Source organism: Acinetobacter sp. FDAARGOS_559 (genome assembly GCF_003940475.1).
Classification (GTDB): Bacteria; Pseudomonadota; Gammaproteobacteria; order Pseudomonadales; family Moraxellaceae; genus Acinetobacter; species Acinetobacter baumannii.
Window position 1 is genome coordinate 2,125,337 of sequence record NZ_RKJG01000005.1, and the last position, 23,645, is coordinate 2,148,981.

The following is a 23,645-nucleotide window of genomic DNA, read 5'->3' on the forward strand; positions in this document are numbered from 1 at the left end:
AAATAAAAATAACGAATGGGGAGAGAGCACCATGACGCAATTACAACAACCAATTAAATTTGCTTATTGGGTACCAAATGTAAGCGGTGGCCTTGTCGTAAGTAACATCGAACAGCGTACAGACTGGAGTTATGACTACAATGTTCGACTTGCACAGGCAGCCGAAAACAATGGTTTTGAATATGCGCTCACCCAAATTCGTTTTACGGCAGGGTACGGGGCAGAAAACCAGCATGAATCCGTGAGTTTCAGTCATGCATTACTTGCAAAAACTGAGAAACTTAAAGTGATTGCGGCTATTCTGCCCGGCCCTTGGAAACCGGCACTTGCAGCTAAACAGTTGGCTACGATTGATTATCTAACTCAAGGTCGTATTGCCATTAATGTGGTAAGTGGCTGGTTCAGAGGTGAGTTTGATGCTATTGGCGAAGAATGGCCTGAGCATGATGAGCGTTATGTTCGCTCTGAAGAGTTTATTCGCACGCTAAAAGGAATCTGGACCACAGATAACTATAGTTTCGATGGTAAGTATTACCAATTCCAGAACTACACACTTAAGCCAAAACCTCTGCAAAAACCACATATTGAAGTCTTTCAAGGTGGGAGTTCACGTGCCGCACGTGACATGGCCTCTCGTGTGTCTGACTGGTATTTTACCAACGGTAATACTGTCGAAGAAATTCAAAAACAGGTCGAAGATATCCGAGCCAAAGCAAAAGCCAATAACCATCAAGTTAAAATTGGAGTGAACGCTTTCATTATTGCTCGAGATACCGAAGAAGAAGCAAAAGCGGTACTTCAAGAAATTATTGATAAAGCCAACACTGAAGCAGTAAATGCGTTTGGCGATGCAACTCGCGAAGCGGGTGCTGCTTCACCAGAACAAGAAGGCAACTGGGCAAAATCAACTTTTGAAGATTTAGTTCAATATAACGATGGCTTTAAAACCAATTTAATTGGTACACCTCAGCAAATTGCGGAGCGGATTGTGGCGCTTAAAAATGTAGGTGTCGATTTGGTTCTTTCCGGTTTCTTACACTTTATTGAAGAGGTGGAATATTTCGGAGAAAAAGTTCTGCCGCTCGTTCGTCAGTTAGAACTTCAACAGGAAAAGGAGGTAGAAATCCAAGCTAAATCAGCCTAAAAAACTCCAGTTAAACAGCGCAAGATAATAAAAACAACAAATTAAAATAAAGTTTTATTGGCTCCAAGACTCGGCTTGGAGCTTTTATTTTTTTAAGATTTCTCAACTTCTCGAACAACAGTTTCAACTGAATAGCGGCACCATTTTGAAAGAACCTCAATAAATTCATTTAATGCTGCAGGTTCAAAATGACTAACAATCATATAACAGGCATTCCCCATAACCTTAAAGCATTCATCAATCTGTTCGTATTGCTTGACCAAATTTTCAATTTCTTCAAAAGCGCGTTGTTCATTTAAATGCAAATGAATAAATTGTTTATGTAGGTATTGCACAGCAATGGTGTAGTTTTTGATAACACCTGCATCCATCAACTGGGCTATTCGAGCACCTACAGCCTGCCCCGTCCGATGGACACGCTGACCAATTTCTTTATTTGTTAAACGGGAATCTTGCTTGAGTAATGCAATAATTTTTAGATCAATCGGGTCTAATTCAATATTCATTTTTCATGGCGAAAGAAAACTGGCGATAATGCTTTCATAGGACTATAGCCGATTTTGCGAGCAGAGAATAACCTTGTTTTATCTTATACCAACAAGAGTATTCTCATGAAACAAGCACTATTAGTTATCGATGTACAAAATGATTATTTTAAAAATGGCAAAATGGAATTGGTTGGACCAGATCAAGCGCTCGATAAAATAAAACAGCTCGAGCAATATTTTAATGAAAAAGATTTACCAATTATTTATGTGCAACATATTAACCCGCCACAAGCCAGCTTCTTTCAAGAAAATACTGAAGGTGTGTTACTTCATCCAGAACTCAGTGCTGGCAGTGATTCATTAATCGTGACAAAGTATTATCCAAACAGTTTTTTAGAAACCAATTTAGAAGAACTTTTAAAAGCACATCAAATTGAACAACTCGTGATCACAGGCATGATGACACATATTTGTATTGATTCTGGCACACGTGCAGCCAAAGAGTTAGGTTATCAACCCATCTTAATTGGAGATGCCACTGCGACCCGTGATTTAAACCATAACGGAAAAACTGTTAAAGCCGAAGATGTACAAACTGCTTTTTTAGCTGCTCTTGGTATGTTTGCAAGCGTACAAAATACTGCTGACTTTCTAGCAAAATCTTAAACAGGCTTAATAAAAAAGCCCCTATCGGGGCTTTTTTATTAAAACGTTATTTTTGTCTATCGGGATAAACTGTTGCAATCAGTTGATCCACCACTGCCGGTTCAGCTAGGGTTGAGGTATCGCCCAAACTATCCAGTTCATTCGCTGCAATTTTTCTTAAAATACGGCGCATGATTTTACCCGAACGGGTTTTAGGTAATGCAGGTGCCCAGTGCAGTGCATCTGGTGAAGCCACTGGTCCAAGTACTTTACGTACCCAGCTAATTAACTCTTTTCGCAGTTCTTCCGACTCTGGAACCCCCGCCTGCAAGGTCACAAAAGTACAAATACCCTGCCCTTTAATATCATGCGGCATACCTACAACAGCAGCCTCTGCCACCGATTCATGCGATACAAGAGCACTTTCAATTTCAGCCGTACCTAGACGGTGACCTGAAACGTTTAAGACATCGTCAACACGTCCCGTGATCCAGTAATAGCCATCTTCATCACGGCGGGCGCCATCACCTGTAAAATAAGTATTTTTAAAGGTCGAGAAGTAAGCTTCAATAAAGCGATCTGGGTCACCCCAAATGGTACGCATCTGGCCCGGCCATGAATCTTTAATCACAAGGTTACCTTCGGCAGCGCCTTCTAGCTCATTACCTTCACCATCGACAATCGCTGGTTGAATACCAAATAAAGGACGCGTTGCCGAACCGGGTTTTAAAGCTGTTGCCCCCGGTAATGGAGCAATCAAAATACCACCTGTTTCGGTTTGCCACCATGTATCAACAATTGGACAGCGGCCTTCACCAACAACGTTGTAATACCAGTTCCAAGCCTCTGGGTTAATAGGTTCACCCACTGAACCTAACAAACGCAAGCTACTGCGGTTACTTTCACGTACATACGAATCACCCTCTCGCATCATGGCACGAATCGCGGTTGGCGCTGTATATAAAATAGAGACTTTATGTTTATCGACCACATGACCAAGACGTGCCCATGTTGGATACTGAGGCACACCTTCGAACATTAAGGTCGTCGTACCATTTGCTAGTGGTCCATAGATTAGATAACTATGGCCTGTAATCCAGCCGACATCAGCGGTACACCAGTACACATCATCTTGTTTTAAATCAAAAACTTCTTTAAAGGTACTCGCCACATACACCAGATAACCACCTGTCGTATGCAACACTCCTTTAGGTTTACCCGTCGAGCCAGAGGTATAAAGAATAAATAAAGGGTCTTCGGCCTTCATTGGTTCTGGAGGACAGTTTGCATCCACCTCCATAATAATAAGGTGATACCACAAATCACGACCCGGCTTCATCTCGATTGGGTTTGCATTACGGTAAACCACAATCACATTTTCAACGCATTCTGTGCCCGGCAATGCTAGAGCCAAATCAACATTTTCTTTAAGTGGTAACAACTTACCGGCACGTAGGCTTGAGTCAGCCGTAATCACAAGTTTAGCTTGGCTATCTTCAATACGACTTGCCAACGAGTCTGGTGAGAAACCACCAAATACCACGCAGTGCACCGCACCAATACGGGCACAGGCTAACATGGCAATTGCAGCCTCCGTCACCATTGGCATATACAGCACAACGCGGTCACCTTTACCAATTCCATATTTCTTTAAAACGTTGGCGAAACGGCAGACTTCGTCGTGTAATTCTTTATAAGAAACGATTTTATGACGAGAAGGATGGTCACCTTCCCAAATAATTGCAGGTTTGTGAGGGTGTTCTTTAAGATGCCTGTCCAAGCAGTTTGCTGATACGTTCAACTCACCATCAGCAAACCATTCAATCTTGAAATTGTCTTTGTCAAAACTGGTATTTTTAACTTGGGTAAATGGCTTTATCCAATCGACAATTTTAGCTTGCTCTGCCCAGAATTCATCTGGGTTCTCGATAGAGTGTTGATAACGTTTAAAGTAGTCTGCTTCAACAGTACGAGCTGTTTTTTTAAATTCCTCTGGTACTGGATAGATCTCATTCATACGCAACTTCCTTGATCTTGTGCATCCCATCTCGAGACTGTGGCTATTATTTTACTGGATCTTATTTGTTTGCCTTTTCAGTATGATGACTCTTTCAAAGCCTAGACAATGCGACTTTGGTCATATATTAATCACTTACTCAAGCATACGAAATTATGAACATTTTTATAAAATTAAGTTGATTTAAAACATTTGTCTATAGCTTTTACTTTTATAATTTTTTTAAGTTTTGATGGTTTTGACCATCAACAAAGTTTATTTTAGCTTTTAGAAGCAGTGCAGGAATAAAATAAGATGTTTGCCGAAACTCCCTCTTCACGTCCACCTCAACTCCCGTTTAAAGACAGCCCTTTTTCAATTCATGGCCGCTTTAACCGAATGAGTTATTTAGGTGGATATAGCCTGATTTATTTAGTCACAATCGTGGGCTATTTTATTCTGGCTTCGTTTCTTGGAAGTTTTCAGCTTTCAAGTGATCTATTTAATTTTGAATTTTACAGCTCTCTCTCCGGTATAAGTGCTTTAATGGTCTGGGCTTTCTGGCTATTTCTGGTCTATCTCAACATTATTCTAGTCGTTCGACGCCTACATGATTTAAATAAAAGTGGCTGGATGGGACTACTGTTATTTATTCCAGTCGTTCAGTTCTTTTTTATGCTTTATTTACTGCTTGCTTCTGGTACAGCGGGCACTAATCAATATGGTCCTGTTCGGCCTTCAACGTTTATAGAAAAACTGATGGCTTGGCTTATTTTAATCGCTATTTTAATTAGCCTTATTTCTACAGCAGGCTTTTTTTACTACTTCTCTGGTACCGATACTATTCAAACCCCGACACAAATCTTACAAAAAGGAACGGAATACTTTTAATTAAAAAACACTTTATTATTTAGATGAACTCATTATAGTAGGCGCACATTTTATCTCCTACTATGATGGAAGCTGAAAAGGCTTTCTGAATTTATTCAATTAGAGACTTGTCGTGGCTGATGAACAAAAATCCTTAACGGATGTTGCAAAAAATACAGGCGAACTTTTGCAAGAAGCAGGTACTAAAACCACTCAAACAGTTTTAGCGCATACCGAGAAATACCATGATGCCTATACCACTATCGACAAAATCGTAGATAGTTTTTGGGAACGTGTACCTTATATCTGCATTGCAATTGTTGTTTTTCTTATTTTTTGGCTACTGACCAAATTATTTAAGTTCTTTGTTCGTAAGACTTTAGAAAATCGCTCTTATACTCGTCAAAATCTAGTTTTAGTTTTAAACCGTGTCGGTAGTACAGCGATTTTATTCTTCGGTTTCTTAATAGCTCTCGTCATTATGATTCCGGGGTTCACACCAGGCCAGCTTATGAGTGCGCTAGGTATTGGTTCGGTCGCCATTGGTTTTGCATTTAAAGATATATTCCAAAACCTGCTTTCAGGTATTTTGATTTTATTGAGCGAGCCATTCCGTATTGGCGATTCAATTGTGGTGAATTCACTTGAAGGAACTGTAGAAGACATCCAGATCCGTGCAACCTTCCTACGCTCACCGGATGGTCGCCGTATTGTTATTCCAAATGCAACGGTTTATACAAGTGCCTTAACTGTCAATACTGCTTATCAACAGCGACGCTGTGAGTTCGTAGTCGGAATTGGGTATGATGATGATGAGCAAAAAGCAAAACAGATTATTTTAGATATTCTCAACAATGACCGAAATGTACTGAGTCAGCCTGCATTTTCGGTTAATGTCACAGCTTTAGCAGATTTCTCGGTTAACCTGACTGTACGCTGGTGGGTTGATACCACTGAAACTGATATTTCTTCATCTATTAGTAATATTCAAGCTCAAGTAAAACAAGCTTTCAATGAAAATGATATTGATATTCCTTACCCAATTCAGGAATTAAAAATGGTATCTAATCCACCAGCTTTAAACCCTGAAACATCAGCTAAACAAACGACCTAAAATATAAGAAATAGACGTTTCGGTTCTTAAAATACGGTTGCCTAAGCTCATAGCTTGGCAGCCGTTTTTTATGAGCAAATCTACTTCGTAAGGAATAAATCCCCCTTCCGGCCCGACCACTACACTACAAGCATGGCTAATATTAATTGGCATACGCTGCTCAGCATAAGGATGAGCCACATAGGCAGGTGTTTCCTGCGTAATTAAGCTTGGCAAGACGTCTTCAACAAAAGGTTTAAAACGTTTATAAAGTTGAATTTCAGGAACAATTGTATCGCCTGCTTGCTCAAGTCCCAGCGTAACGTAGTTGTCTATTTGCTGTAAAAAAGGAGTTTGCCAATAGCTTTTATCAACACGATAACTATGAATCAGGCTTATCTTCTCAACACCTAAAGTCACACTGTCCATAATTAGACGGCGTAAAACTTTAGGTCTTGGTAAAGCTACAATTAAATGAACCGGAAGTTTTGCTGGTAGTAGTTCTTCACGAATAGGCTGTATACGGACTTCGTACTCATTCATCGAAACAATTTCAGTGATATAACGGGCGCCGTTGCGAATACCAACTTTTAGGTTCTGGCCGACTGTAATATCAAGATGTTCACGCAAATGCTGTAATTGACGTTTTGAATGGATAGACCATGTATCCGATTGAACATCTTCAGGCTCTAGTAAAACAATATTCATGATTTTTCGGCCAGATAGCGATTAATCACCCCGATATGTTTTTGTAAGGAACCTTGATTACGTTGCAACACTTTATGCGCCTGTACCACTAACTGTTCAGTCGCCTCAGGTTCTGCCAGACATGCTAACCAGATATCAATGACCTGCTGCGCATCTTGAGCGATAAGCACAGCATTTTCATCAATGAACTCATCGACAATCGTTTGAAAGTTAAAATAACGCGGTCCAACCACAGTAGGTACATTTAAAACCATAGGTTCTAAAATATTATGCCCCCCACCTGGCTCATTTAAAGAACCGCCTACAAAACACACCTGACTTAAGGCATACCATAACCAGAGCTCACCCATACTGTCAGCGAGATAAACTTGCGTGCTGGCATGAATACTTTGGCCCATACTTCTACGATGCGTAATTAAATTTAAATTTTGGCAAATTTCAAATACTTCATCGAAACGCTCAGGATGACGAGGCACCACAATACACACCAACTCACGATCTGAATTTAAATAAGGGGCGAGCGCTTCCAAAATTTGTTGTTCTTCGGGTGCATGTGTACTGGCAATCGTCACAACCTGCCGATTTTCCAGATACCACTGCTGATGCAATTGGGCTGCTTGTTTAATAAAAGCCTCTGGTGCATGAATATCAAATTTAATATTACCAACGACCTGACTTTTGTGTTCGTCTAAACCAAGCTCAACATAACGCTGACGAGTTGCACTATCTTGCGCTAACACCCAGTCCAGCTGTTTTAACATACCTGCGGTTAAACCCGAGACTTTGCCATACCCCTTTGCAGATTTCTCTGACAACCGAGCATTAAGCAGCAAACAAGGTACATGCTGTAACTTGGCTTGATCGATTAAATTTGGCCAGAGTTCAGTTTCAACCAGTGCTAAAAGCTTTGGCTGATATAACTCAAAAAATTTTTTTAAAAGAGGCTTCTGGTCTACAGGCAAATAAACGGCTTGAAATAAATCTAAATATGGTTCTTTTAGAAAAAGTGACTTGGCACGAGCCTGACCTGTTTTCGTGGTATTGGTCACTAAGACTGGCTGCCCAAGTTTTAGGTAATATTCAATTAAGGGCTGTGCAGCATTGGTTTCCCCGACTGAAACAGCATGAAACCAGATCGCTTTTACATTCTTCGGTGCTTCAAACGGCCCAAATCTTTCCAGACATTCCTGCTGATATAATTCTAGACTTTCTGCACGTCTTTTTATCCGCCAACGATAAAACGGTTTTAATAAATGAAGTGCGGTGTTGTACCAAAATGGGGTCGCCAAGCGGTTTGCCTCAAATAGTCAAAATTCAAAAACTGCGGAAAATATAACATAGATAAAAAAAATGGCAGAGTTTCGATACCTAAACTCTACCATATACAAGAAAAGTCATTTACTGAACTCACAAAAGAGCAAGTTCAGCATATAGTAAATTTAAATAATATTATGAACTTATGAAGCTTCTAAAGCCGGATAGTCTGTATATCCTTCAGCGCCTTTAGCATATAAAGTCGTTGGTTGAAGTTCATTTAATGGTAAGCCTTGTTCTAAACGCTGTAATAGATCTGGGTTAGCGATATATGCTTTACCAAAAGATACAGCATCTGCTTGACCTTCACGCAAGATACGTTTTGCTGACTCTGGTGTCAGATTTTCATTGGCAATCCATACACCATTAAATTTTTTACGCAATTGCGGGCTAATACTATCAGCTGCTTCATATTCACGAGAGAAAATGAAAGCCACATTACGTTGGCTGAGTTGTTCAACCACATAACCAAACGTCGCTAGCGGGTTTTCATCACCCATATCATGCGAGTCGCCACGCGGTGCAATATGCACACCTACTCGGCCAGCGCCCCACACTTCAATAAAGGCATCAACTACCTCTAATAACAAGCGAGCGCGGTTTTCAACCGGACCACCATACTCATCATCACGCTGGTTAGTATTACTTTGAAGGAACTGGTCAATTAAATAACCATTTGCTGCATGTAGCTCAACGCCATCAAAACCTGCTGCTTTAGCCAATTCAGCTGAATGCTTATATTGAGCAACAATTTCCTGAATTTCTTCAATTGAAAGCGCACGTGGCGTTACATATGGACGTTTAGGGCGTAATAAACTTACTTCACCCGCAGGTTGAATCGCACTCGGTGCAACAGGAATATCACCATCTAAAAGCTCTGGATGTGAAATACGACCCACATGCCACAGTTGAACTACAATTTTTGAACCTTGAGCATGAACTGCTTCAATAATCTTATTCCATGCTTGTGCTTGCTCTTGTGACCATAGTCCCGGAGTATCTGCATAACCTACGGTTTTTGAACCAATCACTGTTGCTTCAGTGAGAATGAGACCAGCATTTGCACGTTGCTGATAATATTCCACCATTAAATCGTTTGGAACACGGCTTTCGCCACTACGCGCACGTGTTAATGGGGCCATTACCAGTCGATTTTTAATTTCAAAATCACCAACTGTTAAGGGAGTATTGAGTTCAGCCATGATCGCCTCGACTTACACTTTATTTGTTTTAAAGTGTTTGTTTTAAATGTTCGATATATTGCTGAATCAAAGCTTCGTTACGTGAAAAATAAGACCATTGTCCATATTTTTGGACCTGAATGAGACCCGCCTGCTGTAATACAGACAAATGATTGGACATCGTAGACTGAGCTACTTTACCCAAACGTTCAATATGACCTGCGCAAACCCCTTTTTCAAAACTACCACCACACTCTTCTACCGGTAAATAATGCTCCGGTTCTTTTAACCATTGCAGAATCTGCCGACGCAGAGGATTGGCTAGGGCTTTGCTAATTGCATCAATATCCATAGGCTCAACACGTCTTGTAAACGAACAAAGCTTTGTTCAGCATTTCGAAAACATAATATCGTATTTTGACGATATTCATATCTATTTTTTTCGATATTCATATCGTATTTTTCCGATTAACTTCCGAACACTGAACTGCTTTGCCGTTTTAATCGCTAAAAATTTAAGAGTTATAGAGAATTAAAAGTTCAAAAGACTCTTATAACCCCTGTTTTAAACTCGCTTCAATAAAACGATCAAGGTCACCATCAAGAACCGCACCAGTATTTGAATTTTCAACACCCGTACGTAAATCCTTGATTCGAGAGTCATCAAGTACATAAGAACGAATTTGGCTACCCCAACCAATATCAGACTTCGAGTCTTCAAGTGCTTGAGCGGCTTCATTACGTTTTTGCATTTCTAATTCATACAATTTTGCACGTAACTGTTTCCATGCATGATCACGGTTCGCATGCTGTGAACGCTGGTTCTGACATGCCACTACAATACCAGTCGGAATATGCGTCAAACGTACTGCCGAATCGGTTTTGTTAATGTGCTGACCACCTGCACCAGATGCACGGTAAGTATCAGTACGAACATCTGAAGGATTAATATCAATTTCGATATTGTCATCAACTTCTGGAGAAATAAATACCGCAGAGAAAGAAGTATGACGACGGTTACCACTGTCAAATGGTGATTTACGTACTAAACGGTGTACACCAGATTCTGTACGTAACCAACCATACGCATATTCACCTTCAACACGAATCGTAGCAGATTTGATACCTGCGACGTCACCGTCAGAGACTTCCATAAGTTCTGCTTTAAAACCATGACGTTCAATCCAGCGCATATACATACGTAATAGCATTGAAGCCCAATCTTGTGCTTCTGTACCACCTGAACCCGCCTGAATCTCGACATAGCAAGGATTCGGGTCCATTGGATTGCTAAACATACGGCGGAATTCAAGTTTTGCTAATTCTTCTTCAGCAGTACTCAGTTCAGACTGAACATCTTCAAGCAAGCTTTCATCATCAGCTTCTACAGCCAAATCCAACATTGCTTTTGCATCTTCAAGCTGTGTAGATAAGCCATCTAATACATTAATAACGTTTTCTAGTTCGCCCTTTTCTTTCGCCATTGCCTGAGCACGGTTTTGATCATTCCAGATCGCAGGGTCTTCTAACTCACGTAAAACTTCTTCTAAACGTTCTTTTTTTAGATCGTAGTCAAAGATACCCCCGTAGTGTTTGGCTACGATCAGTTAAGTCTTTCAATTGGTTTAGATAAGGATTAATTTCCACGCGAGTGTTCCCATAAAAGCAGATAAACAGTCGAATATTTTATCATAGCTTGCCACACTCAAACAAAAGGACTCAAAGATATTGATTTTTATTATCGTATCAATAAAAAATAAAGATAATATTATTGATGTTTTCATTAAAAATGCAGTAAAATTAAAAACTTAAGTCTTAATAATTTAATAACATATATTACTTTAGAGTTTTTACCCATGAAAAAATCAAAATTTTTGTTTGCAATATTCACAGCTGTATCTGCTTTCAATGCAAATGCCTATCAAACTGAAGTTGGTACTATGTATGAATTTACAGATATGGATGGGGGAGAAGTTAATAGCTTTGGAATTAATGGCAAATATTATTTTAATCCAGTTGAAACCAAAAATTATCCTTTAGCTGAAGCAGCATTTTTAAATAAAGCCTCCAATATTGGTGCTGGTTATACGTATAGTAAAGTAGAAGATGATCAAGACTATGCAAAACTTGAATATAATTCTGTAGGAATAGTTGGAGAATATTTTGTCCCAAATACTCCACTCTACTTATCTGGAGCATTTAACAGAACAAAAAGAGAAGTTACTGTAGATGATCTTGGATCAGTCAATGATAACGGTAATGGTTATGCTGTAGAAGTCGGTTTTCTACCAACAGATGGCTTATTATTGGCTGCTGGCGTAACTGATTTATCTGAAAGTTTTGATCCAGTACAAGCATCTAAATATGGCTTTATTACTTCTTTCGCAAATGCTACGACCGTAACTGGTGAGGATGATGATACAGCTGTAACTCTACGCGCTAAGTACATTACTCAAATTTCTGGCTTTTATACTAATTTTGAAGGACAAACTTATATTGGTGATGAAACGACTTATCGTTTGGGCGCAGATCTCTATCTTGATCCTACTTTAAGTATTGGAGCATCTTTCGCAGATTCAACGGCAGAAGATTCAGATACGATCTTTAGTCTTCGCGCACAAAAATTCTTTACACCTCAAGTAGCAGTAGGCCTAACTTATACAACTGTTGATGATGCTAACTCTTTTGGTATTAACGGAACATTCCGCTTCTAATCTATAAGTATTTAATATGAATATATAAATGCTCAAGGAAATTTTTCTTGGGCGTTTTTCATCTCATTTTAAGCTTAACTCGTAACATCCCCATACAAAATTGGGTACTTTTCCAGCATTTTTAAGTTTCTACACAAAATATCCTCATTTTTAATAAAATAAAACATTGTTTTTTTATTATTTAAAATCAATATATTAAATTAAATTTAGTTACATAAAAAGCACATGGTTACAGTCCAGTTACTTGTACAAGATTGACGGTGAATGATTTTGCTCTAGACTGAAAGTTGTAACAAAACATTTATAAAATCGTTTTTAGAGGGGAGAGATTCCATGAAAAAACTAGCAATTGCATCAGCTCTTTTATCTGCTCTTGCAGTAAGTGGCGCAGCAAACGCTTACCAAGCTGAAGTTGGTGGTTCTTACAATTATCTTGATCCAGATAACGGCAGCAGCGTAAGCAAATTCGGTGTTGATGGGACTTATTATTTCAACCCTGTTCAAACACGTAATGCACCGCTTGCAGAAGCAGCATTCTTAAACCGTGCAAGTAACGTTAACGCACATGTTAACTATGGCGATAACAGCGGCACAAAAGACACTCAATATGGCGTAGGCGTTGAGTACTTCGTTCCTAACTCTGACTTTTACCTTAGCGGTGATGTAGGCAGAAACGAACGTGAAATCGACAACACTAATATCGACAGTAAAGTGACTACTTATGCTGCAGAAGTAGGTTATTTACCAGCTCCTGGTTTATTACTTGCTCTAGGTGTTAAAGGTTACGACGAGAAAGACGGTAAAGACGGTGCAGATCCTACCGTTCGTGCTAAGTATGTAACCCAAGTTGGTCAACATGACGTAAACCTTGAAGCTTATGGTGCGTTTGGTGACCTTGACGAATATAAAGTTCGTGGTGACTACTACATCGATAAAACTTTAAGTTTAGGTGTGGACTACTACAACAACGACTTAACTGATAAAGATGAGTTTGGTATCAATGCTAAAAAATTCTTAAATCAGCAAGTAAGTGTTGAAGGTCGTGTTGGATTCGGTGATAACGACAACACTTATGGTATTCGTGCAGCATACCGCTTCTAATCTAACCTAGATTAAAAAAATCCGCTCAATTGAGCGGATTTTTTATTGATTTAAATGCACAATGCGTAGCTGTAAGCTCACATTACCATTAAAGACATTACGGTCTATTTCATAAACCAAATGCACATGGTCACGCATCGGATCAAACTCGAAGCGACCTGCCACATTAAAAGCAATAGCATCGAAACTATATTGGTCTATCGCTAATCTAAGCTTTAAATGTGTCTCTTTGAGCCAACGAAAATCGATAACTTTAAAATGTCCTTCAAATTGAGGCAGTGGAAATTTTTGTCCCCACGGGCCTAATTGCTCAATCCAGTTTAAGGTATCTAATTGCAAAGCAGAGACAGGTAGCTCACCATCGGTCCATAATGTCGCTTGAAAGATTGATTCATCCATAGCAGCTACACAATCATTAAATACGGTTTTAAAAGCTTCAAAGTTTTCTTTACGAATCGTTAAGCCTGCCGCTGCCGCATGTCCACCAAAATGACTCACCAGCTCAGGATGTTGTTCGGCAACTTGTTCAATGGTATCTCGAATATGCACCCCATCAATGGAACGTGCTGAGCCTTTAATATGAATACCATCTTCATCTGGGGCAAACACAATCGTTGGACGATGAAACTGTTCTTTTAAGCGTCCCGCGACAATCCCGATTACACCTTGGTGCCAGTTTTCTTCAAACAAAACAAGCGCCGTGGGAATATCTTGTTGTGAGAGTTGTAAACTGTCTAAAGCAGATAAAGCTTGTTGCTTCATCTCCCCTTCAATTTGACGGCGATCGATATTTAACTGATTTAATTGCTGAGCAATGGGGTATGCAGTTTCCATCGTGTCAGCTAATAAACACTCGATCCCAATACGCATACTCTCCATACGCCCAGCAGCATTAATGCGCGGTCCGAGCACAAAACCTAAATCTTGGGCACGTATTGAAGTAGCTTCTCGACCAGCGATATCGAGTAAGGCTAAGATTCCCACTCGACACTGATGTTGCTGAATGCGTTTTACACCTGCATCGACCAAAATACGGTTGTTATAATCTAGGACAGCAACATCAGCATAAGTTCCTAAAGCGACCAAATCTAAATATTGAGTCACTTTACTTGTGCTTTTACCTTGTCTATTGCGTAGGCTCGCCAAATTGGCAAGTACATAAAAAGCAACACCAACACCTGCCAATGCTTTACTTGGAAACTCACAGCCTAATTGGTTTGGGTTTACCACCGCCTCAGCAGGTGGGGTTTCTTTAGTCGTTAAGTGATGATCAGTAATAATCACTTGCATGCCTAGGGCATGTGCTGCATCAACACCAGCATGACTAGAAATACCATTATCTACCGTAATTAATAGATCGGGTTGATAGGTGTGATGAGCAAGCTCAGCAATGGCAGGAGTAAGTCCATAGCCATATTTAAAACGATCCGGTACCAAATAGTCGACTTGTGCTCCCATATCGCGAAGCACGAGCATCATTAAAGCAGTGCTGGTTGCGCCATCAGCGTCATAGTCCCCCACAATAACTATTTTTTTCTGCTCATCGATGGCTTGATCCATTAATGCTACAGCAGCGTCCAACCCTTTGAGTTCAGGAGCCAATAAATTCTTAAGCTTTAACTCTAGTTCTTGCTCGGATTGTACGCCCCGTCTTGCCAAAATTTCGGCAATAAACGGAGGCACGCCCTGAAACTGTTCAGGGCGTGTCAATAAAGGTCTTTGTTTAATTTGTATTTTTGTCATTTAAGGCATCAGTCGGTGCAACGTCCATTGACCGTCGATTTTTTCATAACTCAAGCGGTCATGTAAACGATTTGGTCGCCCTTGCCAGAATTCATAATAATCCGGCTGTAGACGGTATCCACCCCAGAACTCCGGCTTATCGAGTACTTCGTGGCTTTGAACTTGTTGTTGCAAGTCTTGAAAACGCTGTTGTAACAATTCGCGACTTTCAATTTTGCCACTTTGAGGAGTACTGATATGAGCTGCAATCTGGCTATCACGTGGACGTTTATGATAGTAGTCTGTAGATTCCTGTTCAGGAATTTTTACAACATGCCCACCTACTCGTACCTGACGCTCTAGACTTGGCCAATAAAATAACAATTCAGCATATGGATTTTCTGCCAAATCTATACCTTTTTGACTGTCATAGTTGGTATAGAAATCATAACCTGCTTCTGTCGCACCGCGTAACAACACAGTTCTGACATGCGGACGACCACTAGCACTCGCAGTTGCTAATGACATTGCATACGGTTCATGCAAGTTAGCTGCTAAAGCATGATTAAACCAACCTAGAAATTGCTCGTGGGGATTGCTAGCAACTTGAGTCTCGTACAACTCACCTTGTTCATAGCTTAAGCGCAATTCACTTAAGTCTTTAATGACATCACTCATGCCATACACCTTATGCGACTTGTGCCTGTGAACGAACTGCATTTGCTAAATGTTCAGCTAAAGTTTTCACTTCTTGCTCGTTATCACCTTCAACCATGACACGAATGACTGGCTCAGTTCCAGACTTACGAATTAAAATACGTCCACGTCCTTTGAGCTGCTCTTCAGCTTTATTGAACTCAGCAACTAATGCAGGAATAGAATATGGATCAAGCATTTGTTCCAAACGTACATTTACAAGAACTTGTGGGTACAGTTTAAAGCCGTTAACCAATTCGTGCAGCGCTTTGTTCTGCTCAACCATCACGGTTAACACTTGTAATGCTGCAATAATCGCATCACCGGTTGTGCTCTTGTCTAAAGTCAGAATATGACCAGAAGGCTCACCACCTGTTACCCATCCGTTTTCTTCTAGGGCTTGTAACACATAACGGTCACCGACTTTTGCACGGACAAAGCCAACATTTGCTTTTTCAAGTGCCACTTCAAGTGCCATGTTACTCATTACCGTACCAACAACACCTGCTGGCTTGTTTTTTGCCTGAGTCGCTAAAATATATAAGATGTGGTCACCGTCAATTAAGTTACCGAACTTATCAACCATCACTACACGGTCAGCATCACCATCAAAGGCAATACCTAAGTCAGCCCCATGTTCCACAACCGCTTTTTGTAAGTTCTCTGGATGAGTTGAACCACAGTTTTCATTAATATTTAAACCATCTGGCTCATTGTATAAAGCGACAACTTTAGCGCCGAGTTCACGGAAAACCGAAGGGCCAACGCTGTAAGCAGCGCCGTGAGCACAATCCACAACAATTTTTAAATTATTTAAATCAAAATGATATGGGAATGTAGATTTACAAAATTCGATATAACGACCATTTGCATCGGTCACACGAACACTTTTACCTAAGTTTGCAGTGTCTTCGATAAATAAATCTTTTTCTAATTCTTTATTAATTTCTTCCTGCAATGAATCTGGTAATTTTTTACCTTCACTTGAGAAGAACTTAATCCCGTTATCAAAATATGGGTTATGTGATGCAGAAATAACAATCCCTGCATGTGCATGTAAGGCACGGGTAAGATGTGCAATTGCCGGTGTCGGTAATGGTCCAAGTAAGTGAACATATACACCAGCAGCATTTAATCCCGCCTGCAAAGCAGACTCTAAAATATAACCGGATAAACGAGTATCTTTTCCTAATACAACAAGTGGTTTATTTTTCGGACTCGTTCGTTTTAATACCTTCCCTGCAGCAAAACCGAGTTTTAAAGCAAACTCTGGCGTAATCGGCATTTGCCCAAATTTTCCACGAATACCATCCGTTCCAAAATAACTCATAGCTTATCTCATTTTTACGCCACTTCAGCCGTGGCTCATTTCATATATGGCTATTCCGCCATATCTCTTTTCATCGGATTTACTTTACACCAAAAACAAAAAGCCGTCAGTGTACTGACGGCTTTCTTGATTGTTTTGGTTACCAAAATCTAACCAACACGATAGTTCGGAGCTTCTTTAGTAATCGTTACATCATGAACATGTGACTCAGACATGCCTGCTGAAGTAATTTTCACAAATTTCGCATTTTGGCGAAGATCTTCAATCACAGCTGAACCTGTATAACCCATCGATGAACGTAAACCACCCATCATTTGATGAACGATGTTACCCATTGGGCCTTTATATGGAACGCGGCCTTCGATTCCTTCTGGTACTAACTTCTCAGCACCCGCTTTTGAATCTTGGAAATAACGGTCAGCAGAACCAGTTGCTCCCGCCATTGCACCTAATGAACCCATACCACGATATGCTTTGTAGTAACGACCTTGGAAAAACTCAACTTCGCCCGGCGCTTCTTCAGTACCTGCAAGTAATGAACCAACCATGATCGTACTTGCACCCGCACCGATCGCTTTTGCCATATCGCCAGAGAAGCGGATACCGCCATCTGCAATTAAAGGAATTTGATCTTTTAGTGCACTAGCAACGCTGTCAATTGCAGAAATTTGTGGCATACCGATACCAGCCACAATACGTGTTGTACAGATAGAACCAGGACCAATACCCACTTTTACAGCATCTACACCTGCATCTAATAATGCTAATGCAGCATCACCAGTTGCAATGTTGCCACCAATCACTTGTACTTGAGGGAAGTTTTGTTTCACCCAACGTACACGTTCAATTACACCAGCAGAGTGGCCATGTGCTGTATCAACAACAATGACGTCAACACCAGCTTCAACCAATGCTTCCACACGACTTGGTGTATCAGCACCTGTACCTACCGCAGCACCAACACGTAAACGACCAAGATCATCTTTACAACTGTTTGGATAACTCTCAGCTTTGCGGAAGTCAGTCACTGTAATTAAGCCTTTAAGTTCGTTGCTCTCGCCAACGACCAAGACTTTTTCAATACGGTGTTTTTGCAATAATGCTTGAATATTTTCTTTAGACTCGCCTTCACGTACGGTGACTAAACGATCTTGGCCTGTCATGATGTTGCTAACAGGTTGTTCTAAATTGGTTTCAAAACGCGTATCACGGCCTGTCACAATACCAACAACCTTGCCGTCTTTAACAACAGGTACACCACTAATGTTATTAGCAGAGGTAATTGCAATCAGTTCACGTACTGTAGTTTCAGGGCTTACAGTGATAGGGTCTTTCACCATACCCGCTTCGAATTTTTTCACACGGCGTACTTCTGCAGCTTGAGCAGCAATATCCATGTTTTTGTGCAAAATCCCGATACCGCCATTTTGCGCCATTGCAATCGCCATACGTGACTCAGTCACTGTATCCATTGCAGCTGAAACTAATGGGATATTTAAATAAATGCCGCGAGTTAAACGTGTCTTTAGAGAGACATCTTTTGGGAGAACAGTAGAGTAGGCAGGAAGTAATAAGACATCATCGAAGGTTAGCGCTTCTTGAACGATGGTCAGCATAACAATCTCACTGGTAAATTCCGTGAGCTATTATAAACAAATTTCGATGCAATTTTCATATTATCTTTGCCTTTTTCAGCAATAGATATTCGCCTACTCTAAATATTTCCCACTTATTATTGTGTTAGCTTATATTTAACTCACCTGATCATAGTCGTGATCATTCTCTGAATCTGCCGGGCTAACTTGAATAAGAGGAATAAGCTGGTGCGCTAAACGAGCTTTATTACACTGCTCATCCGCAATCTGCACTTCTCTACAGGTAGAACTACGCACCGCATAGATGGAACAACCCACCTCTTTACCAATTTCACCCGTCAAAGCCTGACATCGGGGCTCAGGCTGATTAGTTCCACGCATACATGAATAGACAGGTGTCAAAGGTTCAACTAGATGTTCTTCCATTAACTCGGCCTCAGCCCAGTAAAATGAAACCCGAAAATGTGCACAACATGCCCCACAGCGTAGGCATTCATCTGGAGTCGCAACTTGAGATAACATTTTTATTCAAATTCTCGTCATCAAAAATTTTCTGCGACGCGAAATCCTAAAAAAATTTCAAATTGGACTCAATATGTCGAATATTATTTTTTATGTTGGACAGCTAAAAATTTGTTCTGTCATTAAATCTACACCGCATGGCAATGTTTCAATCCAGTCTAAAAACTGATTAATCATCTCTTTACCAATAAATGGACTACCGTGCTGAGGGACAATCATTTCAATATCCATCTGACGGACCATGTTGACCCATAAGCGAATGACTTTATTTGAACACATATAACGTTGATGAAAAGCTTTCATTTTCATCACGTGGCTATCAAAATCTTTTAGAGGCTGACTTGCATCATCTACAATAGATGCTCCCATATCGCCCGAAAATAAAATTTTAGCAACGGGATCATAAAACTGAAAATTACCCACCGAATGTAGAAAATGCGCTGGAATGATTACAAGTTTCGATTCACCTAATTGAATCACTTGACCACGATCAGGCAGCTCAATCAAACGGTCTTCCCAATTCCCTTTCATACGCTCACTCATAAATGATGAATTTAAGTGAGGTAAAAACCGTGCCCATAATCTTGAGGCCACCACTTTAGCATCGGTATAAACCAACCAGCGGGGCATTGAGGTGATAATGTCTGGATCCTGATGCGAAGCCATCACATAATCAAGATTTTTAAGGCGCGTATATTTATTAAGTTCCATTGTCAGCGGAACATAGGTCAAATCACCACCCGGGTCGATCACGGCAGCACGCTCATGATCAATAATTAAAAATTGATTGGCTTGTATGCCTTCCCCTTTGACCAAACTGGTAAAACTAATACATTTGTGTACGCCATTATCAAATAATATCTGTGATGTTGTTTTTTCAAACCCCATAAAATTCCCCAAAAAAACTTTAAATATTAGATATTTTTATTTCCATAATAAAATAATGGGATTCAATAACTCATGCAATGAATTACTCTATTTTTCTCATAATATTTTAAAATTGATTTTGCTTTTCTTATTTTATAAATGAATCATAATGTTATTTAAAATTAAACTGCAATAAATTAAAATAATTCTCATTATCAAATTTACTTTTTGTGCTGTTTAGGCCTCCCATGACTCAACGCTTTGCTTTTTCAACTTCAAAAACTTTGTTAGCAGTTGCTATTTTTACTTCAATGACAACAAGTCATGCTGAAGAACCGGCAGAACAGCAAAATTCAACCAATGTGTTACCCACTATTTCTATTCAAGCACAAAAAGAAAACCCCACTTCTTATGTCGCAACAAAAGCAAATTCAGCTTTAAAATCAGATGCACCTCTATTTAAAACTGCTCAATCAGTTTCTGTCGTCACCCGCGAACAACTTGACCAAAAACAAGCAAGAACTTTAGCAGATGCACTTGAAGGTGTTGCAGGCGTAGAAGCTGGGAAACTTGGTCGCCGCGGTTGGGATGATTTCATTATCCGTGGGTAAACTTCTTCTGATTCGGTGTATGTCGATGGTTTAAGGGTAGGCCAAAATACTTATGTTGCCACCGAACTATCTGGTATGGATCAGGTACAAATTTTAAAAGGTCCTGCTTCTATTAATTTCGGTTTAGTTGCTCCGGGTGGTATGGTCAATTTAGTGACTAAAAGACCGGAAGCAGAAAGCTTTGCACGTGCTAGCATGACTTATGGTAGTTACAGCCTTAAAGAAGGAACATTCGATTTAAACTACAGCCCAAACAATAGCGAAAAAGGTGCTTTCCGTTTAAATGGACGTATCTCTGATCAAGATGATCCAACCGATTATGTTTATTTTAAAAATTTTTATATCTCGCCTTCTTATAATTTTGACCTCGGTGATAACACTGACCTCTCTGTAATCGCAAGCTATCAACACCGCGAATATATTCGTCAGCAAGGTTTACCTGTAATTGGTACATTAAAAGACAACCCTAATGGATCTATAGATCGTAGTTTATATATTGGCGATCCTAATTTCGGTAAATATGAGGCAGATGTTTATCGCACTGGTTATACGTTTAAACATACTTTTGATAATGGCTGGAACTTTAACCAGAATTTTGCCGTACAAAAAACCGAAATGGATGGCAAAGCAGTCTTTGCTCGTACAGGTAGTAACTTTTGGGCAAAAGATAAACAAGGTGAAATTGATTACACGACTATCAGCCGTAGAAATAACAGCCGACACCAAGTTATTGATAACTTAAGCTTCGCCATCGATAACCGTTTAAATAAACAGTTTGATCTATATGGCATGCAGCACGACATTAATATTGGAGTCGATGCTTTTCAGGAAAAAAGTGATTACACCAATGATAAATATGATATTGGTGATTTAAATATCTATAACCCTGTCTATGGTCAGAACGTGACATTGAAGCAAAATGTACGTGATATCAACCGTCTCAAATATCTGGGGCTTTATTTACGCGACCGTATTCAGCTTAATGATCAATTACTTTTAAGCTTATCAGGACGTCAAGATTGGGCACAAACCCAAACTACAAGTTTAGTAACTGGCAATGCGAGTAAACAATCAGATAATGCATTTACGGGCAGTGCTTCTGTCATGTATACCCTCAATGACATTGTGGCACCTTATGTGAGCTACGCTACTTCATTTACCCCAAATAGTGGTACTGATGTAAATAGCAACCCATTTAAGCCAGAAAAAGGAAAACAGGTTGAGGTCGGGATGAAATTACAAAGTCCCGATCAACGAATTCAAGGTGCTATCGCTTGGTATGATCTAAAACGTCAGAATGTTTTGGTTACTGATACTGCGAATAGTGGCTATAAAGTACAACGTGGTGAACAGTTAACTCGCGGTATTGAAACTGAACTTAGTGCAGAAATTTTAGAAGGATTAAAATTAACGGCTGCATATACCTACACAATTGATGCAGAAATTAGTAAAGATGCAAATGCAAGCAATGTAGGGAAAGCGCTCGACAATATTCCTGAACACGCTTATAGCTTGTCAGCTCGTTACAAATTTGATCCATCATCAAAACTTGGTTGGTATGTAGGTGGTGGTTTCCGAGGTGAAACTTATAAAACCGTTGATGGTTTAGATGTGCATGTTCCGGGCTATACAGTATTTGATACCGAAGCGGGTTATGATGCTGAGCGTTGGGGTGCCCAACTTGCGATTCGTAATTTATTTGATAAAGATTACTATACAGGTGCTCTCAACGAAAATTTGGTAACTCTAGGCAATCCACGCCAAATTAACTTTACTGTGAAATTTAACTATTAAAATTACCTATAAAAAAACGCACTCCATTCGAGTGCGTTTTTTTCGCAGCTTAAAATGCGTTAGAAGAAATAATGCTGTACGAGCGTAGAAACACCTACAATGAAGAAAATAGCGGCGCCAATTTTATGAATGAGCGCAATAGACAAACGTTCAGCCAATTTGTTGCCAATAAATACAGCTGGTGCGTTGGCAATCATCATTCCTAAAGTTGTGCCTAACATTACCCAGAAAATGCTGTCATAACGTGCAGCTAAAGCGACTGTTGCAATTTGGGTCTTATCGCCAATTTCCGCCAAGAAAAATAAAATAAAGGTTGCGCCAAAAACGCCAAACTTTTGCCATTTATTAATACTCGCTGTTTCATCATCAAGCTCATCCGGAATAAGCATCCAGAACGCCATACCAATGAAACCAACTGCAAGTACCCAGACTAAGATTTCAGGGCTTAAAACCGTTGTAATCCACTGCCCAAGCACAGCAGAAATACCATGGTTAATTAAAGTTGCTAAAAGAATCGCGATTAAAATAGGGATTGGCTTACGAAAACGAGCAGATAATAAAAGTGCCAACAATTGAGTTTTATCGCCCATTTCAGCGAGGGCAACAATCGAAGTAGAAATCAGAAATTCTTGCATGTCGGTTCTCTGGCTAGCATAAATGCCTATGACCTACCCCTCCTGCTAGCCAAATATCATAAAATGATTGCAGAGTGGTAAATCAAAGGTCTTGCCAACTCAGGAACGATGAGACGTTTAAGCTATGATGACCATGTTCTGTTGAACAATTATGTTGACCATCACCTATTCACATTTGCTGTGAATAGCGGCTACTCCCCAATGAAGTATGGGCTTATTATATTCGACTAAATCTATTTTTCAAATATTCAGGCAAAAAATTTTACCCATGTCCATACGAATAAACGGGCTATTCCTAACAGCACTGCAAGACAAGCACTTATACTGATAAAACCAATATGGCTGCTACTTGTTCCAGTTTGATATTCAAGGGGTAAAATCAGAGTAGCGACAAACACTTCAATCCCCATGACAACATAAGTCATCCACTCCCAAGGGAAGTGCAAAATACTGACCCATATTCCCATCAATAAAAATACAACCAACAACAAGGGCAACATAATTTTCAGAAAACCCAACATTTACTATTTCTCCTTTACGTAATAACGAGAAATGTCTCCTCACTCTCGATAAGTCCTGCTTAATCTGTAGATTAACCTAAAATTAAGTCAAATAGACA

Annotated in this window: 21 protein-coding genes, 1 pseudogene and 1 riboswitch; of the genes and pseudogenes, 7 read left to right on the forward strand and 15 right to left on the reverse strand. The window is 39.9% G+C overall.

Annotated features, from left to right (window positions below; translation table 11 throughout):
- The first annotated feature begins 31 nt into the window (after window positions 1–31).
- Window positions 32–1,144, forward strand: a complete 1,113-nt coding sequence (sfnG, locus tag EGS71_RS11720) for a dimethylsulfone monooxygenase SfnG (RefSeq protein ID WP_000192764.1) — start codon at window positions 32–34, stop codon at window positions 1,142–1,144.
- 92 nt (window positions 1,145–1,236) lie between these two features.
- Here sfnG and EGS71_RS11725 read toward each other — a convergent pair whose 3' ends face one another.
- A complete protein-coding gene (locus EGS71_RS11725; protein ID WP_001019411.1) occupies window positions 1,237–1,650 on the reverse strand; it encodes an Lrp/AsnC family transcriptional regulator in 414 nt (137 codons plus the stop codon).
- Window positions 1,651–1,755: 105 nt separating this feature from the next.
- Here EGS71_RS11725 and EGS71_RS11730 point away from each other — a divergent pair, with 105 nt between their 5' ends.
- Window positions 1,756–2,298: a cysteine hydrolase family protein gene (locus tag EGS71_RS11730; protein WP_000806367.1), complete on the forward strand. Its 543-nt coding sequence runs from the start codon at window positions 1,756–1,758 to the stop codon at window positions 2,296–2,298.
- A 46-nt stretch (window positions 2,299–2,344) separates the two neighbouring features.
- On the opposite strand, the gene acs is transcribed toward EGS71_RS11730, so the two are convergent.
- The gene (gene acs, locus EGS71_RS11735) at window positions 2,345–4,294 is read right to left on the reverse strand and encodes an acetate--CoA ligase (protein WP_001002965.1); all 1,950 of its coding nucleotides are present in this window, start codon (window positions 4,292–4,294) and stop codon (window positions 2,345–2,347) included.
- A 294-nt stretch (window positions 4,295–4,588) separates the two neighbouring features.
- Between acs and EGS71_RS11740 the strand changes: the two genes are divergently transcribed.
- Window positions 4,589–5,164, forward strand: coding sequence for a DUF805 domain-containing protein (locus EGS71_RS11740; RefSeq protein WP_000457180.1), 576 nt, complete (start codon window positions 4,589–4,591; stop codon window positions 5,162–5,164).
- Between the two features lie 112 nt (window positions 5,165–5,276).
- Window positions 5,277–6,257: a mechanosensitive ion channel family protein gene (locus EGS71_RS11745; protein WP_000752853.1), complete on the forward strand. Its 981-nt coding sequence runs from the start codon at window positions 5,277–5,279 to the stop codon at window positions 6,255–6,257.
- On the opposite strand, the gene EGS71_RS11750 is transcribed toward EGS71_RS11745, so the two are convergent.
- From EGS71_RS11750 to prfB, 5 genes are all read right to left on the reverse strand, one after another.
- Window positions 6,237–6,944, reverse strand: coding sequence for a 16S rRNA (uracil(1498)-N(3))-methyltransferase (locus tag EGS71_RS11750; protein WP_001028405.1), 708 nt, complete (start codon window positions 6,942–6,944; stop codon window positions 6,237–6,239). The two genes, EGS71_RS11745 and EGS71_RS11750, sit on opposite strands and share 21 nt — an antisense overlap.
- Window positions 6,941–8,233 carry a 3-deoxy-D-manno-octulosonic acid transferase gene (locus EGS71_RS11755; protein WP_000224842.1) on the reverse strand — a complete coding sequence of 431 codons (1,293 nt, stop codon included), beginning with the start codon at window positions 8,231–8,233 and terminating at the stop codon, window positions 6,941–6,943. The genes EGS71_RS11750 and EGS71_RS11755 overlap by 4 nt, the downstream gene beginning before the upstream one ends.
- Window positions 8,234–8,401: 168 nt before the next feature.
- Window positions 8,402–9,460 carry an alkene reductase gene (locus tag EGS71_RS11760; RefSeq protein ID WP_000819048.1) on the reverse strand — a complete coding sequence of 353 codons (1,059 nt, stop codon included), beginning with the start codon at window positions 9,458–9,460 and terminating at the stop codon, window positions 8,402–8,404.
- Window positions 9,461–9,488: 28 nt separating this feature from the next.
- Window positions 9,489–9,791, reverse strand: a complete 303-nt coding sequence (locus tag EGS71_RS11765) for an ArsR/SmtB family transcription factor (protein ID WP_000350419.1) — start codon at window positions 9,789–9,791, stop codon at window positions 9,489–9,491.
- A gap of 199 nt (window positions 9,792–9,990) precedes the next feature.
- Window positions 9,991–11,086 (reverse strand): peptide chain release factor 2 gene (prfB, locus tag EGS71_RS11770; protein ID WP_096640204.1). Its coding sequence is split into 2 segments (ribosomal slippage): window positions 9,991–11,013 and window positions 11,015–11,086, totalling 1,095 coding nucleotides; the frame shifts between segments, so codons are not numbered across the junction.
- A 209-nt stretch (window positions 11,087–11,295) separates the two neighbouring features.
- Between prfB and EGS71_RS11775 the strand changes: the two genes are divergently transcribed.
- Window positions 11,296–12,153 (forward strand): putative porin, encoded by an 858-nt coding sequence (locus tag EGS71_RS11775; protein WP_000748568.1) that lies wholly within the window; start codon window positions 11,296–11,298, stop codon window positions 12,151–12,153.
- A 333-nt stretch (window positions 12,154–12,486) separates the two neighbouring features.
- Window positions 12,487–13,254, forward strand: a complete 768-nt coding sequence (locus EGS71_RS11780; protein WP_000731727.1) for a putative porin — start codon at window positions 12,487–12,489, stop codon at window positions 13,252–13,254.
- Window positions 13,255–13,296: 42 nt separating this feature from the next.
- Here the strand turns inward: EGS71_RS11780 and recJ are convergent, their stop codons facing one another.
- The 6 genes from recJ to EGS71_RS11810 all read right to left on the reverse strand — a co-directional run bounded on the left by recJ (window position 13,297) and on the right by EGS71_RS11810 (window position 20,007).
- Window positions 13,297–14,997 carry a single-stranded-DNA-specific exonuclease RecJ gene (gene recJ, locus EGS71_RS11785; protein ID WP_000161621.1) on the reverse strand — a complete coding sequence of 567 codons (1,701 nt, stop codon included), beginning with the start codon at window positions 14,995–14,997 and terminating at the stop codon, window positions 13,297–13,299.
- Window positions 14,998–15,654, reverse strand: a complete 657-nt coding sequence (gene pdxH, locus EGS71_RS11790; protein WP_001286113.1) for a pyridoxamine 5'-phosphate oxidase — start codon at window positions 15,652–15,654, stop codon at window positions 14,998–15,000.
- Between the two features lie 10 nt (window positions 15,655–15,664).
- On the reverse strand, window positions 15,665–17,002 hold the full coding sequence (gene glmM, locus EGS71_RS11795) for a phosphoglucosamine mutase (protein ID WP_000119867.1): 1,338 nt from the start codon (window positions 17,000–17,002) through the stop codon (window positions 15,665–15,667).
- A 149-nt stretch (window positions 17,003–17,151) separates the two neighbouring features.
- On the reverse strand, window positions 17,152–18,618 hold the full coding sequence (guaB, locus tag EGS71_RS11800; RefSeq protein ID WP_002010791.1) for an IMP dehydrogenase: 1,467 nt from the start codon (window positions 18,616–18,618) through the stop codon (window positions 17,152–17,154).
- Window positions 18,619–18,753: 135 nt separating this feature from the next.
- The gene (locus tag EGS71_RS11805) at window positions 18,754–19,119 is read right to left on the reverse strand and encodes a YkgJ family cysteine cluster protein (RefSeq protein ID WP_000952249.1); all 366 of its coding nucleotides are present in this window, start codon (window positions 19,117–19,119) and stop codon (window positions 18,754–18,756) included.
- A gap of 90 nt (window positions 19,120–19,209) precedes the next feature.
- Window positions 19,210–20,007, reverse strand: coding sequence for an MBL fold metallo-hydrolase (locus EGS71_RS11810; RefSeq protein ID WP_000505326.1), 798 nt, complete (start codon window positions 20,005–20,007; stop codon window positions 19,210–19,212).
- A 227-nt stretch (window positions 20,008–20,234) separates the two neighbouring features.
- Between EGS71_RS11810 and EGS71_RS11815 the strand changes: the two are divergent.
- Window positions 20,235–22,391 (forward strand): annotated as a pseudogene (locus EGS71_RS11815) (TonB-dependent siderophore receptor).
- A 59-nt stretch (window positions 22,392–22,450) separates the two neighbouring features.
- Here the strand turns inward: EGS71_RS11815 and EGS71_RS11820 are convergent.
- Both EGS71_RS11820 and EGS71_RS11825 read right to left on the reverse strand, forming a co-directional pair.
- A complete protein-coding gene (locus tag EGS71_RS11820) occupies window positions 22,451–23,026 on the reverse strand; it encodes a TMEM165/GDT1 family protein (RefSeq protein WP_001154984.1) in 576 nt (191 codons plus the stop codon).
- A gap of 15 nt (window positions 23,027–23,041) precedes the next feature.
- Window positions 23,042–23,238, reverse strand: a riboswitch (yybP-ykoY riboswitch).
- A 36-nt stretch (window positions 23,239–23,274) separates the two neighbouring features.
- The gene (locus EGS71_RS11825) at window positions 23,275–23,547 is read right to left on the reverse strand and encodes a hypothetical protein (RefSeq protein ID WP_000900286.1); all 273 of its coding nucleotides are present in this window, start codon (window positions 23,545–23,547) and stop codon (window positions 23,275–23,277) included.
- Window positions 23,548–23,645 lie beyond the last annotated feature (98 nt).

What these genes read in the sequence shown, in the direction of transcription:
- sfnG (WP_000192764.1), top strand. Translation starts at nt 32, where the DNA reads ATGACGCAATTACAACAACCAATTAAATTTGCTTATTGGGTACCAAAT.
- EGS71_RS11725 (WP_001019411.1), bottom strand. Translation starts at nt 1,650, where the DNA reads ATGAATATTGAATTAGACCCGATTGATCTAAAAATTATTGCATTACTC.
- EGS71_RS11730 (WP_000806367.1), top strand. Translation starts at nt 1,756, where the DNA reads ATGAAACAAGCACTATTAGTTATCGATGTACAAAATGATTATTTTAAA.
- acs (WP_001002965.1), bottom strand. Translation starts at nt 4,294, where the DNA reads ATGAATGAGATCTATCCAGTACCAGAGGAATTTAAAAAAACAGCTCGT.
- EGS71_RS11740 (WP_000457180.1), top strand. Translation starts at nt 4,589, where the DNA reads ATGTTTGCCGAAACTCCCTCTTCACGTCCACCTCAACTCCCGTTTAAA.
- EGS71_RS11750 (WP_001028405.1), bottom strand. Translation starts at nt 6,944, where the DNA reads ATGAATATTGTTTTACTAGAGCCTGAAGATGTTCAATCGGATACATGG.
- EGS71_RS11760 (WP_000819048.1), bottom strand. Translation starts at nt 9,460, where the DNA reads ATGGCTGAACTCAATACTCCCTTAACAGTTGGTGATTTTGAAATTAAA.
- EGS71_RS11765 (WP_000350419.1), bottom strand. Translation starts at nt 9,791, where the DNA reads ATGGATATTGATGCAATTAGCAAAGCCCTAGCCAATCCTCTGCGTCGG.
- EGS71_RS11775 (WP_000748568.1), top strand. Translation starts at nt 11,296, where the DNA reads ATGAAAAAATCAAAATTTTTGTTTGCAATATTCACAGCTGTATCTGCT.
- EGS71_RS11780 (WP_000731727.1), top strand. Translation starts at nt 12,487, where the DNA reads ATGAAAAAACTAGCAATTGCATCAGCTCTTTTATCTGCTCTTGCAGTA.
- recJ (WP_000161621.1), bottom strand. Translation starts at nt 14,997, where the DNA reads ATGACAAAAATACAAATTAAACAAAGACCTTTATTGACACGCCCTGAA.
- pdxH (WP_001286113.1), bottom strand. Translation starts at nt 15,654, where the DNA reads ATGAGTGATGTCATTAAAGACTTAAGTGAATTGCGCTTAAGCTATGAA.
- glmM (WP_000119867.1), bottom strand. Translation starts at nt 17,002, where the DNA reads ATGAGTTATTTTGGAACGGATGGTATTCGTGGAAAATTTGGGCAAATG.
- guaB (WP_002010791.1), bottom strand. Translation starts at nt 18,618, where the DNA reads ATGCTGACCATCGTTCAAGAAGCGCTAACCTTCGATGATGTCTTATTA.
- EGS71_RS11805 (WP_000952249.1), bottom strand. Translation starts at nt 19,119, where the DNA reads ATGTTATCTCAAGTTGCGACTCCAGATGAATGCCTACGCTGTGGGGCA.
- EGS71_RS11810 (WP_000505326.1), bottom strand. Translation starts at nt 20,007, where the DNA reads ATGGGGTTTGAAAAAACAACATCACAGATATTATTTGATAATGGCGTA.
- EGS71_RS11820 (WP_001154984.1), bottom strand. Translation starts at nt 23,026, where the DNA reads ATGCAAGAATTTCTGATTTCTACTTCGATTGTTGCCCTCGCTGAAATG.
- EGS71_RS11825 (WP_000900286.1), bottom strand. Translation starts at nt 23,547, where the DNA reads ATGTTGGGTTTTCTGAAAATTATGTTGCCCTTGTTGTTGGTTGTATTT.